Here is a 15,774-nt window from a genome sequence, read left to right on the forward strand (position 1 = left end):
ATATAATTCAATAACTTAAGAGATAATAAGGGAATTTTGACGGAAAAAGCGGCAAGCATTCCGTCAAGATAACGGAAGAGGCTTGCCGCCGCAGGAAGAATCAGATCTGCAGAATGGTCTGGGTAACCTGATCCACTGTCTCGATGGTTTTTGCGCTCGCCTGGAAGTTACGCTGGGCAACAATCAAACCAACCAGCTGCTCAGACAGTTCAACATTGGAATCCTCCAGTGCCGAGGACTTTATCTGTCCGAAAGAGGCTGTTTTTGGCGAACCAACCGTTGCCACACCCGATTCAGCCGATTCAGCCCAGCCGGTATCACCCTGAGGAATCAGACCTTCCGGGTTACGGAAATTAGCCAACGCTACCTGACCCAGCGTCTGAGCCTGACCATTGGTGAAACGCGCAAAGATCAAACCTTCCTTGTCAATCTCCAGGCCCGTCAGGCGGCCAGTGGTGTAACCATTTTGTGATACCTGATTCACCGCAAATGGGCTACCAAACTGAGTCGAGCCATCCAGTTTAATCTCAAAGTTGGAGTTGGTCGGCGGATCGTTCAGTGGCAGGCCTCCCTCCAGCACGTTTTGCGAAGTAACTGCACCAGTGGCATTGCCATCCGCATCTTTAGGGTCCCAGTTGGTGACGTACATTTTGCCGGTAGCCGTCACATCAAGCGTACCATCTGCATTAAAAAACAACTCCTGACGATAGCGCGTCGCCTCCAGGTTCTCCGGGAACGGCTTGGTTGGATCGGGATCGCCCACTTCATTTCCGTCGATCAGCACATACATTGCCCAAACGGTTTTTTCGTCCGCGCGATTAGGGTCGACCGGTTCCTTGACGAAGTACTGAGTCATTACATGGGAGTTACCCAGACTATCGTAAATCGTTGTAGACGTTGCGTGGTTATAGGTACCCTGATCTTTCGGATCAAACTGATTCAGTGTCACGGAGGTAAATTCACTGTCGGCCAGAGCACCAAAGATCCCGGATACAGCCGGGTCCGGGTCCTGCAACAGATACCCCTGATTCAGCGTGAAGTTAACTTCACCGCCGACTGCAGCAGCTTTTGGTCCGGTCGCGCTGCCACCCAGAACCACAGGGCCGGTATTATCTTTACCCTGCACCACCAGCGAGTCTGTGGCTACCGGGCTGACAATTTCAATTTTTACATCCCGACCAATTTCATTGGTAATCACCATGTCACCGGCTGGATTAATTTCTGCTTTGAAACCCGGCAAGGTCGTACCTCGGAAAGTACCGATTTCTTTCGCCATGTCTGTCAGCGATGTCGAGTCCAGCAACTGACCATTCACTTTAATCTTCATATTGCCAGCCGGACTGTTAAAGCCGTTTTGTGGCAAAGTTACGACGGTCTCTGCGCTGGCAGTGACACCCGGCTGCTTATTAAAGATTGAGACGATGGCGTTCGCTTCGCTGTTTTCCGGAATGACAATTTCAGTCTTGTTTCCGTCAGGGTCCTGAAGCGTTACTTTTTGTTCCGGATACTCGTTGGTTACTCCCTCAATACCGGTTGTTAATAACGAGGTGTCATTGAGATCGGCCTGTAACAGGCCGAACATCTGACCTTCGGTAATATCAGCACCAGAAGCCGTGATGTCTGAAATTTTAATAATGGACGCTTCGCCATCTTGTACGGCCAGGAAACGCAGCTTAAATTGTGGTGGCGTCACTTTCGGCTCAATTTCAACCGCCTCAGCCCGTACACCGATATAGTCATCCGAGTTTTGACTGTTCAGCTGACGGTTAATGCTTGCCGCCAACTGTTGCACCGAACGATATTCCTCATCCAGCTGAATCAATACCGAGCCACTGCGTTTGTCGTTGTCTGGCGCAGGTACTGTCAGGTTAATCCGGAAGCTGTTTGCACGATCGACTGTATCCTGACCGGCAACGGTGAACATGCTATTAAAACCCAACGCATTCACGGCTTGAGGTTCAGCGGCTGTCGCTGTAATCGCGATCCCCTCGCCACCGCCAATTTTGCTGTTGGTGAATACGATCTGGCCACCCACTGCCGATACCGAGACCTTGTCAGCCAGACCGGTGCCGCCGATATAGGTATCAACCTGATTTTGAATGGCCGCAGCAAGATCATCCAATGTCGCGTAGTTTGCCGGAGGGATCACAATGGTAAACGGCCCGGCAGCGTTACCTGTTGAACTGGTCACTGCCAGCTGGAATTCGTTATTGGCCTGAACCGGCGCTGTACCGGAATTGAAGAAGTTGCTGCTCAAGAACCCGAGGTTGCCCAGATTTAAACCGCTCGATAACGCAGCGTTATCAGCAATTCGCACAAAGTCACCCGGCGCGGCCGGTGCTTTCACCTGAAACTCGATCCGACCAGCGTTATCAACTGCCTGTACCCTGGCATTAGCAACACCACCGGCGGCGGCATTAATCTGCGTATTAATCTGCGCCACAACGTCAGCAATGGGAACCGTGGCAAAACCACCGGCCGGTGCTGCACCGCTCCAGGTCGCCTGGCCCAGCCGAACAGTTCGCGATGCGCCACCCTCGGTCGCAACCGAAAAGGTTAAGTTATTCGGCGCCGATAGATCCAGTGCAGCGTAGTTGTTGTTCGCCGTTAACTGAGCAAAGGAACCTGGATTACTGGTCACAATATTCAAAGGGGGCGTTGATGTGGTTCGGGTAGTGGTAGAAGTGCCCGGCACACTGCGAAAATCGGCGATAGTGGGCGTGCTGCCAATAAACAGTGCGGAACCCGGCGCACCGGCAGTAACCACGCCACTGGCACCGAAGCGCGCATCCCATGCCGCTTTGTTGGTCACAGTGAACCCAGCACCAGTGGTACCCGCATAGCCAGTCCGCTCGATCGCTAACTCACCGCCTGGCGTAACCTGTGTTGCTCGCAGTTCCTGAGTACCAAAGGTGGCATCCAGTGCGCGCTGTACGTCATTAAGGATTGCCTGAGGAGTCGCACCAGCAGCAATACCCGTCAGCGAAACCGTTTGTGGACCGCTGCCGTCACCGATATCGATGGTGATGTTCGCTGCGGTATAGTTACCGATGGTGGCCAAGTCCGTACCAAACTGGATACGTGACGGGGTACCGCCTGTGGTCGGCTGATCTTTACTGGCAAGAATGGTGGCTGTTGACTCTGGTATACCAGCATCAGCAGCACCAATTGCAAGACCCGCCGTGGAAATGGTTTTACCCTGCTCCTGCAGTACTTCAGCACCCGCATTGACGTTGACAATTGCGGCCACCAGATTGGTCAGTCGTGGCGGTTGGTTAGCAATTTCAATCTGGATATCACCTAATACACCGTTCACAACACCACTGGAATTGGCATCATAACCTTGCAGGCGTGCACCGTTATTAGCAACAACATAACCGTCTTTATCCAGTGCGTAAGCACCGGCACGAGTATAAGAGACAGCGCCCCGGTCACTGACAATAAAGAAACCATTGCCATCAATGGCCATGTCCAGTGCTTTACCGGTACCAGAGATATTACCCTGACTGAATTTCTGACGAACGTTATCCACCAGCACGCCGCTGCCCACCGGTTTTACCCCGGTACCCAGCAAGGTGGTGGTGTACACATCGCCAAACTCCGTACGGGATTCTTTAAAACCCGTTGTACTGGCGTTTGCTACGTTATTACCGCGTACTTCCAGATCCGTAGAGGCGGCGCGAATTCCACTTAAACCAATATTAAATGCCATATCTGTTCTCCCGCCTGATTACAAACTCAGAACCTGTTTGATTTCATCCATGGTGGCACGCTGACCACCGGTTAAATTCAGCGTCACTTTGCCGCCTGTGCCCATTGTCACACTGTCGACTCTGGAGCTCATTTGCATGCCTACCTGTTCGGTTTTATTGTCCATGGTGGCCGTGACTTTAAATCGATATTCACCTGGTGGGTAAGGCAGCGGAATCTTGTTACCATCGCCGTCTTTAATAAACTCACCATCCTGATCTTTAGCGTATTCCTGACGACGCAACTTGCTGGCATCAAATTCCACCACCTTGCCATCCACCATCAGATTTAAACCATCCCAGCGAACCGACATGGAACCAGCCTCGTGATTATCCAGTGAGAATTTTTCCAGCAGCTGACCTTCACCATCTTCAATTTGCAGCTCAACATTCGTGGCCGTACTCGGAACATCTGCGTAACCGCTGACGATGCCGTTTTGCAGTAAGAAGCCGTTTTCATTGCCGTCCACAATCACGTTCTGACCGACCAGGCTGGACGCCTGAAGTGCCGATGCTGAATTAAAACGAGTGGATAAATCCTCAGCCGTGGTATTCAGTTGACCGATACCTTCGACCGTTGAAAACTGGGCGAGCTGGGCTACGAATGCCTGGTTATCGGTCGGTTTCAGCGGGTTCTGATTCTCCAACTGGGCAACCATCAGCTGTAAAAATGCATCTCTGCCCAGCTCGTTACTTTTTTCCTCAGGCTTCTTGTCTTTGACCTGGTACTGCTCAAGTGCTTTAGCAGCATCACCGACATTACTTACAGTCATCAGCGGCTCCTTATTGTCCCAGCGTTAAAGTACGTTGCAGCATTTGTTTTGCTGTTTTCAGAACTTCGACATTCATTTGATAACTGCGGGATGACGACATCATATCGGTCATTTCTTCAACCACATTAACGTTCGGGTAATACACATAGCCGTCTTCATTCGCCATCGGATGATCAGGTTGAAAACGTTGCTGCAGCGGTGCGTCTTTTTCAACGATTCCCAATACCTGCACACCCACCCCGGTTTCTCCTTCCAATTGCTGAAATTCGCCTTTCTGATTAACCGATACAAACTCTTTTTGCATAACCGCAAACCAGGGCTTACGCGCACGGTAGGTTTCATCGACTGAACTGGAGGCACTATCGGCATTGGCAATATTACTGGCGGTGGTATTCAGGCGAATTGATTGTGCGTTCATACCAGAACCGGCAATATCAAATACGTTGGTTAATGACATGATTATTCTCCCCGTACCGCGTTACGCAAACCCTTGAATTTACCGCTGAGAAACTCGAACGTAGCGTTGTAGTCCATGCTGTTTTTGGCGAAATGTGATTTCTCAATCTGGGTTTCAACCGTATTTCCATCGATCGATGGTTGATTTGGATTGCGGTACAGCAATTGCTCGTTTGTTGCCACACGACCGGACAGGTGGCCCGAATTCGTGCGCTCCACCGACAACCCCTGAGAGCGCTCAACTTCACCAGCAAGAACTGCACGGAAGTTGATGTCTCGGGCTTTAAATCCGGGTGTATCAGCATTTGCCAGGTTGTTGGCTAATACTTCCGCTCGTGCTGCCCGCACATGCAGCGCTTTTGCGTGAAGTCCTAATGCATTGTCGAAACTGATTGAAGCCATGATTACCACTTGCCGTAAATTCTCGTTTGGTTGGATACAGCAATCCTGATGCCAATTATATTTTTCTATATATTTCAATAACTTAAGAATTAACAGCAGAATAATGAGCGGCAAACGGCAAGGTAATTTTTGCCGCAGCGGCAAAGCGGTAGGCACAAAAAAGCCACCCGAAGGTGGCCATTTAATCACGATGTTAAGAACGCTACTTAGCTCGGTAAATAATACCCGGGTGACACTGCACCATTTCGTAGTAGTCCTGAAGGTTATTCATCGCCTCTGAAGCACCCAGCATCAAATACCCGCCCGGATTCAGACTGGCATGCATACGTTTAAGAATGTCCAGCTTCAGATCGGACGAAAAATAGATCAGTACATTACGGCAAAAGATGACATCAAACTTCCCTAGTAGCGCAAAGCTCTGTTGCAGATTTTGCGGACGAAAATCAACACGGCTTTTAACCTGCGAGTTAATCGCCCAGCTTTCGTCTGGCTGCAAATCGAAATACGTTTTGAGGTACTGATCCGTCATCCCGCGCCGAATAGCCATCTGCTGGTATTTTCCGTTGCGGGCCGATTCCAGCGCACTGGGAGAAATATCGGTCGCTAAAATTCGCTCTCCCGGCGACAGCGCGCCAGGGTGCTTGCGTTTGTATTCTTCAATCTCGATGCTCAGTGAATACGGTTCCTGGCCAGTTGAGCAGGCTGCAGACCAGATTTTAAAAGGACGACGCCGCTCAGCCAGTTCAGGCAGTAACTTTTCCCGAAATATCCGATACGGATGATCATCGCGAAACCACAAAGTTTCATTGGTTGTCATCGCATCCACAACAGATTCCTGCAGGCTGCGGTTACGGCTCACAGCGGTCAGCAAGTCAGAAACACTGGCGAGAGACTCACGCTCCATCATTCTGCGCAAACGACTGGTAACCAGATACTCCTTACCTTCTCCCAGCATTATGCCGCTGGAATTTTCCAACATATGGCGGAACTTATTATATTCATCCGCCGAAATTGTGAGCGCCATATTAATCCACTGACTCCATTAATCAGGATACACCATCGATCCGCTGTACAACCTGTTCCGCCAGGACATCCGGGTCAAACTTCGCAATAAAGTTATCTGCACCGACCTTCTCAACCATTGCCTTGTTAAACACACCACTCAGCGATGAATGCAACACAACATGAAAGCCTTCCATGCGGTTGTCTGAACGAATTTTGGCAGTCAGGGTATAACCATCCATTTCCGGCATTTCGATATCAGAAATCAGCATCATGTATTGATCCGATAATTTCTGACCACCTTCAACAATGCCTTCCAGGTGTTCCCAGGCTTCTTTACCATCATTCAGCGCGACCACCTCAACACCGATGTGCTCAAGACAGCGGCAGATTTGCTTACGAGCGATTTTTGAGTCATCAACGATCAACACCCGTTTTTGTTGCGCCACTTCGTGGACTTCTTCAGAGACAACCCCTTCGCTGACTTCTTCGTTGATCGGTGAAACTTCCGCCAGAATCTTCTCCACATCAATAATTTCAACCAACTGATTGTCTACTTCCGTCACAGCGGTCAGGTAGTGATCGCGACCAGTGCCCTTCGGTGGTGGATGAATCTCTTCCCAGTTCATATTGACGATGCGTTCAACACCCGCAACCAAAAAGCCCTGAGTCTTGCCGTTGTATTCAGTAATGATGACAAAGGTATTCTCAAGATCCGGCAATGCCGCGTTACCGGTAGCCATGCTCATATCCATAATCGGCAGTGTGCCGGAACGAATGTGAGCCACCCCCCTGACAACAGGGTTACTGCCCGGCAATATGGTCAGATCGGGGCACTGAAGCACCTCGCGTACTTTAAATACGTTAATTCCATATACCTGGCTGCCGTTTACCCTGAACAACAACAGCTCCAGCCGGTTTTCCCCAACAAGCTGGGTACGCTGGTTAACTGTGTCTAAAACACCCGCCATACAATGCTCCTGACCTGGCTGTAATATTATCCGGCATGACCTTTGCTCAGAACTGTTTAGAACGTGCAAAACGCCAATTAGCCGCCGGATCTATGACACTAAAAATTCTTAATAACTTGAGCATAGTCGAGAACCCGAAACTTGTTCGGTTTATTCGCGCTTTTTTGCTCCTCACGTTGTCGTGGCCCGCCTGCGGCGACTGGCGTGAGCAGGTCGAGCAACAACTGCTGACGCAGTGGCGACAACTTACTGGCGGTTCAGCAGAAACACAGGTCAGCTTTATTGGTATCAGCGATGACTACCAACTACAGCGCTGCCGGGAACAACCCGAAGTACGTCTAACCAGAGCGCTTCAAGCTGGCAAGAACGGCTTACAACTGAGCTGTGGCTCTCCTTACTGGAACCAACACATCGCTATTCAGCTTCATGTGTTGCAACCAGTCGTAGTACTGACACGACCACTGCGAAACAAGGAGCTGGTGACCAGCAGTCATTTACGTGTCAGCAAGCTGGACATTGGCGAGTTGAATAAAGGTTTCTTCAACAGAATCGACGAAGTCAGCGGTTTACAGGCTAAGCGCAGCCTGCCGCCGGGTACCGTATTGAGCCCGGACATGCTGAAACAGCCGATCCTGATAAAACGTGGGGAAAAGGTCGCTATCCGCCTCTCACGTCCGGGGATTCAGGTTGAAATGGATGGTCAGGCAATGGCACAAGGCCGGGCAGGAGAACGAATACGCGTGCGGAATTTGCAGTCAAAGAAAATCATCAGCGCAGTCGTCATCGCGCGTGGTTTAGTACAGGTACAATAAGTTTTCAAAAAAAACCTAAAGTTCTAATTTTAGGCGCCGATAACACCTATGCAGGAGTGTATACTAGCTATGAAGCTCGGAGATCTAGTCATGAATATTAACAAATTTACTGGTGGACTCGACAACAACGCGAGGACCCGGAACGAGGCGCCCAAAGCGCCATCCAATGAGGCCCCACAGGCCAAAGCAGAACAAAGCGCAGGCATGACTGATCAGGTTAAACTGAGCGCCAGCAGCAAAAGCATCCAGCAGATCGAAGCCGAGGTGCGTAACCTGCCTGAAGTCGATGACAGTACTGTTGATCGTATCCGCAGCCAGATCGAAAATGGCGAATACAAAATCGATTATCAGAAACTGGCAGGGAAAATGCTTGATTTCGAGGAGCGTTTAAACTGATCAAGTGAGGCTCCATGACTGCCGCCAACATAACCTTTGCTCACCTGCTATCCTCCGAGCTAGAGCTGACTTCTGCCCTGCATCAGCTTCTCGAGCAAGAACTGGCGGCTCTTCAAGAACAAGCAATAGAGCCGCTTTCAATCTTACAGCATAAAAAATCCGAACTTCTGCAACAGTTGCAAAATCAGTCACGGCAACGTATCGACTGGATGGAGCAGCAGCAGCTTCCCCAAACGAAAGAGTGCCTCAAGCGGCCGGATTTTGCCGCCGATGATCATTTGCAACAACAATGGCAGCAACTCGGTGAAAGCTACGAAAAGAATCAGAAACTGTCGCAAGTGCTTGGACAAATTGTGTTAACCGCACGAAAGCGTTCAATTGATCTGCTTAATATCTTGCACGGTAAGCAGAATGATCCACACTTATATAACTCAAATGGGAAAGCCAGTGGCTTAAATCAGGGTTTAGGTTATACCCAAGCCTGATCGTGTGACAAACAGCAGCAATACCGGATTAACGAATGGCACAGGAAAGCAATCAGGAATACACACTCACTGCCCCGGAAGATGTTTATGGCGCCTTGCGGAAGATTGTGTTGATGGAAACCCCTGTAAAAGTGCACATAGAAGGCAGTAGCGAGATCTTTCGCTCAGCTGTCACTAAAGCAGTACTTAAAAGTCGCAGTTTTTTTATGGACCAGGTGATTCCTAACGAAGGTAACGACCTGATTCGTAAAGGGAGACGATTCAGTATCGAGTGCGATTCCCAGGGTGTGCGCATCGAATTCAAAGTATCCGGGCGAATGAAATTTAACCCGTCCAAAGAGCAATACCGCGTCGAGTTCCCTGAAAGCCTACTCTACTTACAGCGTCGCACTGCCTATCGCGTGATGGTTCCACCGGCGCATGACATTCGTCTGAAAGTAAAAATGAGCGACGACCAGGGCGAAGTTGCTGGCATAATTAAAGACCTCTCATCCAGCGGCTTCCGCGCTCAGATAAAGGGCAATGTCAAAAAACGACTGGAAGAAATCCGAAATTTTCCGATAGCAAAAATCCGTTTTAATCAGGAACATTTTATGGATTGCTCACTGGAGGCACGGCACGTCATTCTTGACGACAATGGCGATACTCACTGTGGTTTCGCTTTCAGCATGATGTCAGCAACCGCGCAGCGCTATATTGACCGCCTGATTACCGAATTCCAATGGGAAGAACGACGGATGAAAGAGCAGCAAGACTCGGAGCTTGGCAATGTCTGATCGCTGGGAACCGACGGGTTATGCTGTCATACATGACATTGGCGCTATTACGTATTAGAATCAGCAACACAGCCTCCCTATAGTTTAACCGGATAAAACTGCCGCCTCCTAAGCGGCTGCTCCAGGTTCGAGTCCTGGTAGGGAGGCCATCTTGTACTTACTCCTCTTTGCTGTGCGGCAAAGCTTAACTTGAGCACATTTCTAGATAACTCGAGCAAATCCATCATTCTATGATCTTCTACTAGATAACTCGAGCAGCTTGCCGCACATTGCTGCACTCCAAATAGAAATGCGACTTCTATTTACCAAAGACGACTTATAAGCGGAGCTATGATAGCCTCTACACCATTGTCGATAAAAACCTCAATAATTAAAAAATTTGCTGCGATAGCATAAGAAGCCTCCGAGAAAATTGAAGCACAAACTAAGTAGAGTAAGCAGCTTTCTGAGCTTATGAACTGGTTACTATCAATGCTAATGAACGGTCAAGTAACAGAGAAGTAAAAGGATTTATTATGATTAGGGCTGAATATCAACGTTTCATGCAAACATTGCAGGGCCCGAATGCAACTGAAGCTATGCGCAAGGTTGCGAACATAGTTTCTGCCCACCTTGATGAATTAATGCCATTAACTACTCACCAAGGGCAACGTATCCGTAAGATGGTTGGATTATGCCAAGCTAATTGGAACAGCATATCAACCAATATTCCCCCACTCGTTGAACAGAGCATTGAACCAGCAGTCTCCTTGTCGCGTCTAAAATAGCAAATCGCTCTCATTAACACACAAGCCAGAGCCAAGGTGTTATGGAATACAGGTACGACTATAATCCGCGACTGATGAGTCCGCAACGCCAGGTAATAAGATACCCACATACATGAGACCGACATGCAAGATCTGGCTAAGCAAATGGGGCGAATCTCAGCTACATCTGCTGCAGCTTGATTATGTTGATCAGCATCAGGGCCGTAGCGTTTAATCCAGGCTTATAGGCTGTGTGTGGTTGTTCCAAGTCGCTCTGCTACATCGGCAACGCTATGACCTGTAACAGTCACTTGCTTCACGGCTCAATCTTAAACTCTTCGGGATATCGTTTGTTGCTCATACACACCTCTGCTTGAGTCATTTTCTCTAACTAAAAGGTGTCTAGAAAATTGGTGGCGATTCAGCCACAAGTATATAGCCTTTTCATTGTTCAAATACTGAATCGCCACCAGTTTAGACTTTGCGGGAAATATACGCCATTCTTCACAGTTCTACGAAACTTCAATGTTACCACAAATAACATCCTTCAATTAAATCGTAAAAAGCAAATCTGTACGTATAATATATTTGGCTCCTTTAGAGATGGGCTGAGAACTGTGTAAATAATGCAAAGGATGATGCCCGTGTGGAAAACAAAGGACACCACCAATAGGTGTGCGGATATCAACTTCCTTAACCGATGCATTTCCTCGTACTGGACGCGTTGGATCTTCTGAGTTCACCAAAAACCTAGTTGCTCCACCTTCAAAGTCTTCGTTAAGTAAAATAAGAAATGTCATCTGGCTATATCGATCAGGATAAGCGTTGTGAATAAGTTCTTCATTCACCACTCGTGAGCCAGGCCACGCTCCATCGATATGATTCTTAAAAAAGTCGCCCTCGCTATAGCGGTAAAAACGAAATCGAGCATTAATCCCTACAGCCTCTTGGCTATCAAACATCTCTGGATTGTGGTTGGTTAAGTGCTTCACACGTTCCCAGATAAGCTGATCAGTAGCCTCATCAGTCACCCACGTAAGATTGTCGTTATGTCTGATTTCTCTAGGTAGAGACACGGCAGCATCTTTTAAGTAGCCAAGAGACTCAGTAAGCTCGATAAATCGTTTACACTCCTCCTCAGTAAAAACATTAAGTAGCTGAAAAGCACCTGGAACCTCTGGTATCTCTTTACGCTTCACCTTGCTAATCTCAAATAAGGTATCCAAATTAATTGGATTTGATTTACGGTTAGCCCAAGTTGGTAATGAAGGATTTTCTGCACCCGCTTCACGCGCCACCACGTAAAAGTCACTATTCATTTCTGTACTCATTCGCAATTCTCCGAACTTCAGTCTTTACCAATCTGATTTTTTAATAGCTCACTACTCGAACTTGAGTAAACTGACGATTCCCAGCTTTTGAGCCGTGAAAACCGAAGCCACTTTGTTTCGCACCCACCCACGGAGAGTCTCCCATTCCACCGACACCTTGGTTAACGGATACCATGCCTGCCTCAAGCCTCTCTGCGACCTCTCTGGCGTTTGCACCGCCAAACACGACGGCTCCTAATCCAAATACCGAGTCGTTTGCTCGCTTAACCGCTTCATCAATTGAATCAAACTCTGCAATGGCGACTACTGGACCAAACGTTTCTTCATTCTCCAGACGCATTTCTTTACTAAGGTTTGAGACAACTGTTGCTTCGATATAAGGCGCTTTCTGTCGAGCATGTCCAAGCAAAAACTTAGCGCCGTTTGCCTCAGCATCAATTAACTGATCTACAATTTTTTGATGTTGATGAGGGTTTGCAATGGGGCCAATATTCACACCAGGCTGATTCCACGGGCCTGTTTGATATTGACTGGCAACCGCAACAACCTCATCTTCAAATGCTTTAGCAATACTTGCATCAACATAAACCCGCTCCGTAGAGGTGCACATCTGCCCAGCATTTTCGAATGAGCTTGCGACAGCGAACCTAGCAGCAGCTCTAAGATCAGCATTGCGCATAACAATCATTGGATCATTGCCACCAAGCTCCATTACAAGCCTTTTCAGATCCAGCGCAGCACCAGCCATTATGTTTCGACCAGCCTCAAGCGACCCGGTAAAAGCGACCATATTTATCTCCGCTTTAACGAGTGCTCTACCCACTTCACCATCACCATGAACAATTTGTACTAGGTTCTCAGGCAAGCTTTCCTGGAGCGCTTTGACAAACAAGTCCGCTACCAAAGGGGTATGTTCAGAAGGTTTGAGTATCACACTATTACCGGCAACCAATGAGGGGATAATCAAGTTATTGGCCATCGCTAGCGGGTAATTCCAAGGAGAAATTACTGCAACCACTCCTAATGGTTGGTATTGAATCTGGCTTCTTCCTCCTAATGATTCCGGTCTAAATGCATCCAGTGCACTATTGATAAAATATTCCGCGTTATGAAGCACGCCTCTTACCTCAAACCCTGCACGACGAGCATCTTTTCCCATCTCCAAACTAATGAGTTGTGATAACTGCTCCAAATAAGGACTTAACTTTGCATAAGCGCCTGTAACTACCTCAGCTCTCTCCTTTAAAGTTTTACCTGCCCAACTTCTTTGAGCGGCTTTACCAAGTGATACCTTTTCATGCAGCTCGGTATTCGAAGTAATACTTACGTGCCCTATAACCTCTTGGTTAAGGGGGTTACGAGATTCCAATAACGACATGCTTACTGATCCTCAAAGAAGGCGATTGTTCGTAGTTCAATGCTGTTGCGTGCGTTTTTATATTCCTTGTGTACGACGTCATCGACCGCAGAATGAGGGACACCATTTAGATATGTCGGCATTTGACTATCAAACACCTTAAGCAGAAGTACTTCTCCTGGCTCCATATCTGAGAAATAAACCCATTGATGATTCTGGTTATAAGAAATCGCTGCCAGCTCACCCGTTCTATCCGGATAGACTAGCTTCAATGGATGATAGTCCTCTCGACCAACAGAGCGCATATCGACCATAGCGAGCGGAGATTCTTCAACCTTGTGATGAACAGGAATCCACAAATTGACGAATTTGTAGCGCTTGGACCTTAACTCAAGATCTAACTTCGTTTCTTCCAAGCGTCGATAATCAGCGGATTTTGAGGTGTAATCGTTATGAACGGTTTTAACCGGTGCACGATTATGAATGCTTAGATCGTTTCGATTCTTAGAGCGGTAGGTATGATCGAACACTTTTACAACGTTCGCGCCAAGTTTTGATCGCAACCACTCCGCAACCTTCGGGTATAAAACGCCTTGTATAGCCTCATCATTCTCATAGTCAGAGAACCCAAGCTCAAGATTCATTAACTCGAAACCATTTTTGTCTAATGAATAAGCTTCATGTTCCAGACGCCCATCTTTTACTTTTACGACTCTACGATCTATAGAATCAATTAACTGTTCACTGCCAGGTCCAAGGTGTGTTTGATCATATACGTGATCATTTCCAGGCCTCGCATAGTTGACTCGGTATTCGGCATGCATGGTTTGCACCTCAAATAAGAAATAGATGATGCGAGTTTAGGGATCTATAGATACAATTAGAAACAAGACCTATTGATGAGTGATACAAGTGAAACTTTTAAACAGAATCGATATCCGACAACTACAAGTACTAAGAGCGCTGTTACAAGAAAGAAATTTGTCTCGCGTGGCTGACCAGCTGGGAGTCACACAACAAGCAGTGAGTGATCAACTCCGTAAGTTACGCGATACGCTAGATGATCGTTTATTTGTGCGCACCAGCAACGGCGTGATCCCCACGCCATTTGCAGAGTCACTCCAGTTAAAAGTGGAACACATTCTTGAATCAATTGAATCGTTATTAGAACCTGAAGCTTTTGAACCTCAAACCGTTACACGAACATTCACTTTGAGTTCTACTGACCTTGAGCAAAGGGTGATACTGCCTCAATTATTAAGAATAATTCGCCAAGAAGCGCCTGGTGTAAAGCTATCAGTCAGAAAACTTGAGATTGATCAGATCACCAACGCCTTATTAACCGGAGAAGTAGACTTAGTCATTAGCAACCCAGCCTTCGTACCGTCAAACCTACCCACGCTTAATTTGTATCCTGAAAGCTACACCTGCGTGGCTTCCAAGAATAATACGATGCTAAGTAAGAAAATGACTATTTCTGACATTGCAAAAATCCCCCAGCTAGTTGTCTCCCCCTCACGCGGTGACTTTGTAGGTGCGGCAAATGATTGGTTTAGACAACAGGGGCATCCAAGAAACGTTGTGTTGTCTGTACCCACGTTTACCGCCGCAAAAGCTTGTATAGCTGAGAGTGATTTGTGCGGCTTTATTCCATCTCGACTACTACCTGATAACGACCTAAAAGTAATTGCGCTTGATAAGACAATTCCAGGGTTTGATGTCATTGCAACCTGGCACCAGCGTAGTAATCAAGACCCGCTAAATATTTGGATTCGCGACAAGCTGGCTAGTATTTGTTCCTTATAAAATTAGTTATTGTGTACCTGGTAACCAAAAGGTAACCAATTGTTTTTCTATTGAAGCTACCAATAATAGTAGTCACTGATTATCTTTATTGGAGACCAAAGGTATGAGCACATACAAATTTGAAGCTGGATCAACGTTCCCATCCATCACCAAATCAACTCTCGAAGGCACAACACGGGACCTAAGCAAACCTTTAGAAGGAAAAGACTGGCAAATGCTTGTCGTCTACAGAGGTAGACACTGCCCATTGTGTACACGTTTCCTCAATCAATTGACAGAATATAAGTCACGCTTAGAAGCTATAAATATCGACCTGGTCGCTGTATCAGGTGATAGCAAAGCGCAGTTAAAGGAGCACACGAGTAGGCTGGATGTAGATTTCCCGCTGTTCTACGGCTTATCTTTAGAAGAAATGAAATCTCTGGGGCTTTACATCTCACATCCCCGCTCAGATCAGGAAACGGATCACCCGTTTGCTGAACCGGGGCTCTATGTCATTAATGAACATGGAACGCTTCAGGTAGTGGACATATCGAATAATCCTTTTGTACGTCCTGATTTAGATAATCTTATTTCGGGCCTTGAGTGGATTCGTAGCAATAACTATCCGATTCGCGGAACCTTTTCTTACGATAACTAACACCTTATTGCCACACACAAAGACTTAGAAAACAACATGTGGCTGCCTGATTTGCGTCAGCCTAGGACCCCT

General features: G+C 47.5%; 16 protein-coding genes, 1 tRNA gene and 1 pseudogene. 8 read left to right on the forward strand and 10 right to left on the reverse strand.

Annotation, left to right across the window (positions count from 1 at the left end):
• Positions 1-100: 100 nt before the first annotated feature.
• The 6 genes from MK185_02325 to MK185_02350 all read right to left on the reverse strand — a co-directional run bounded on the left by MK185_02325 (position 101) and on the right by MK185_02350 (position 7,353).
• Positions 101-3,712 (reverse strand): flagellar hook-basal body complex protein, encoded by a 3,612-nt coding sequence (locus tag MK185_02325; protein ID MCH2039457.1) that lies wholly within the window; start codon positions 3,710-3,712, stop codon positions 101-103.
• Positions 3,713-3,730: 18 nt separating this feature from the next.
• The gene (locus MK185_02330; protein MCH2039458.1) at positions 3,731-4,522 is read right to left on the reverse strand and encodes a flagellar hook assembly protein FlgD; all 792 of its coding nucleotides are present in this window, start codon (positions 4,520-4,522) and stop codon (positions 3,731-3,733) included.
• Positions 4,523-4,532: 10 nt separating this feature from the next.
• Entirely contained in the window at positions 4,533-4,979 is a 447-nt protein-coding gene (gene flgC / locus MK185_02335) for a flagellar basal body rod protein FlgC (GenBank protein MCH2039459.1), read from the reverse strand.
• Positions 4,980-4,981: 2 nt separating this feature from the next.
• Complete coding sequence (gene flgB / locus MK185_02340) at positions 4,982-5,380, reverse strand: flagellar basal body rod protein FlgB (protein MCH2039460.1); 399 nt, start codon at positions 5,378-5,380, stop codon at positions 4,982-4,984.
• A gap of 202 nt (positions 5,381-5,582) precedes the next feature.
• On the reverse strand, positions 5,583-6,404 hold the full coding sequence (locus MK185_02345; GenBank protein MCH2039461.1) for a protein-glutamate O-methyltransferase CheR: 822 nt from the start codon (positions 6,402-6,404) through the stop codon (positions 5,583-5,585).
• 22 nt (positions 6,405-6,426) lie between these two features.
• Positions 6,427-7,353: a chemotaxis protein CheV gene (locus MK185_02350; protein MCH2039462.1), complete on the reverse strand. Its 927-nt coding sequence runs from the start codon at positions 7,351-7,353 to the stop codon at positions 6,427-6,429.
• Positions 7,354-7,445: 92 nt separating this feature from the next.
• Between MK185_02350 and flgA the strand changes: the two genes are divergently transcribed.
• From flgA to MK185_02380, 6 genes are all read left to right on the forward strand, one after another.
• Positions 7,446-8,165, forward strand: coding sequence for a flagellar basal body P-ring formation chaperone FlgA (gene flgA, locus MK185_02355; protein MCH2039463.1), 720 nt, complete (start codon positions 7,446-7,448; stop codon positions 8,163-8,165).
• Positions 8,166-8,255: 90 nt separating this feature from the next.
• A complete protein-coding gene (gene flgM / locus MK185_02360; protein ID MCH2039464.1) occupies positions 8,256-8,561 on the forward strand; it encodes a flagellar biosynthesis anti-sigma factor FlgM in 306 nt (101 codons plus the stop codon).
• A 14-nt stretch (positions 8,562-8,575) separates the two neighbouring features.
• Positions 8,576-9,046 (forward strand): flagellar protein FlgN, encoded by a 471-nt coding sequence (locus tag MK185_02365; GenBank protein ID MCH2039465.1) that lies wholly within the window; start codon positions 8,576-8,578, stop codon positions 9,044-9,046.
• A 35-nt stretch (positions 9,047-9,081) separates the two neighbouring features.
• Positions 9,082-9,822, forward strand: coding sequence for a flagellar brake protein (locus tag MK185_02370; GenBank protein MCH2039466.1), 741 nt, complete (start codon positions 9,082-9,084; stop codon positions 9,820-9,822).
• Between the two features lie 73 nt (positions 9,823-9,895).
• Positions 9,896-9,971 (forward strand) — tRNA-Arg (locus tag MK185_02375).
• A 366-nt stretch (positions 9,972-10,337) separates the two neighbouring features.
• Entirely contained in the window at positions 10,338-10,589 is a 252-nt protein-coding gene (locus MK185_02380) for a hypothetical protein (protein MCH2039467.1), read from the forward strand.
• A gap of 224 nt (positions 10,590-10,813) precedes the next feature.
• On the opposite strand, the pseudogene MK185_02385 reads toward MK185_02380, so the two are convergent.
• From MK185_02385 to MK185_02400, 4 genes and pseudogenes are all read right to left on the reverse strand, one after another.
• Positions 10,814-10,929: pseudogene (locus MK185_02385) on the reverse strand (transposase).
• A 190-nt stretch (positions 10,930-11,119) separates the two neighbouring features.
• Positions 11,120-11,899, reverse strand: coding sequence for an oxidoreductase (locus MK185_02390; protein MCH2039468.1), 780 nt, complete (start codon positions 11,897-11,899; stop codon positions 11,120-11,122).
• A 40-nt stretch (positions 11,900-11,939) separates the two neighbouring features.
• The gene (locus MK185_02395) at positions 11,940-13,277 is read right to left on the reverse strand and encodes an aldehyde dehydrogenase family protein (GenBank protein ID MCH2039469.1); all 1,338 of its coding nucleotides are present in this window, start codon (positions 13,275-13,277) and stop codon (positions 11,940-11,942) included.
• Positions 13,278-13,279: 2 nt separating this feature from the next.
• A complete protein-coding gene (locus MK185_02400; protein ID MCH2039470.1) occupies positions 13,280-14,080 on the reverse strand; it encodes a hypothetical protein in 801 nt (266 codons plus the stop codon).
• Between the two features lie 166 nt (positions 14,081-14,246).
• Here MK185_02400 and MK185_02405 point away from each other — a divergent pair, with 166 nt between their 5' ends.
• Both MK185_02405 and MK185_02410 read left to right on the forward strand, forming a co-directional pair.
• Positions 14,247-15,062: a LysR family transcriptional regulator gene (locus MK185_02405; protein MCH2039471.1), complete on the forward strand. Its 816-nt coding sequence runs from the start codon at positions 14,247-14,249 to the stop codon at positions 15,060-15,062.
• Between the two features lie 103 nt (positions 15,063-15,165).
• Positions 15,166-15,702 carry a redoxin family protein gene (locus MK185_02410; protein ID MCH2039472.1) on the forward strand — a complete coding sequence of 179 codons (537 nt, stop codon included), beginning with the start codon at positions 15,166-15,168 and terminating at the stop codon, positions 15,700-15,702.
• The last annotated feature ends 72 nt before the right edge of the window (positions 15,703-15,774 follow it).

The organism is Saccharospirillaceae bacterium (assembly GCA_022448365.1).
Lineage (GTDB): Bacteria > Pseudomonadota > Gammaproteobacteria > Pseudomonadales > Oceanobacteraceae > Bacterioplanoides.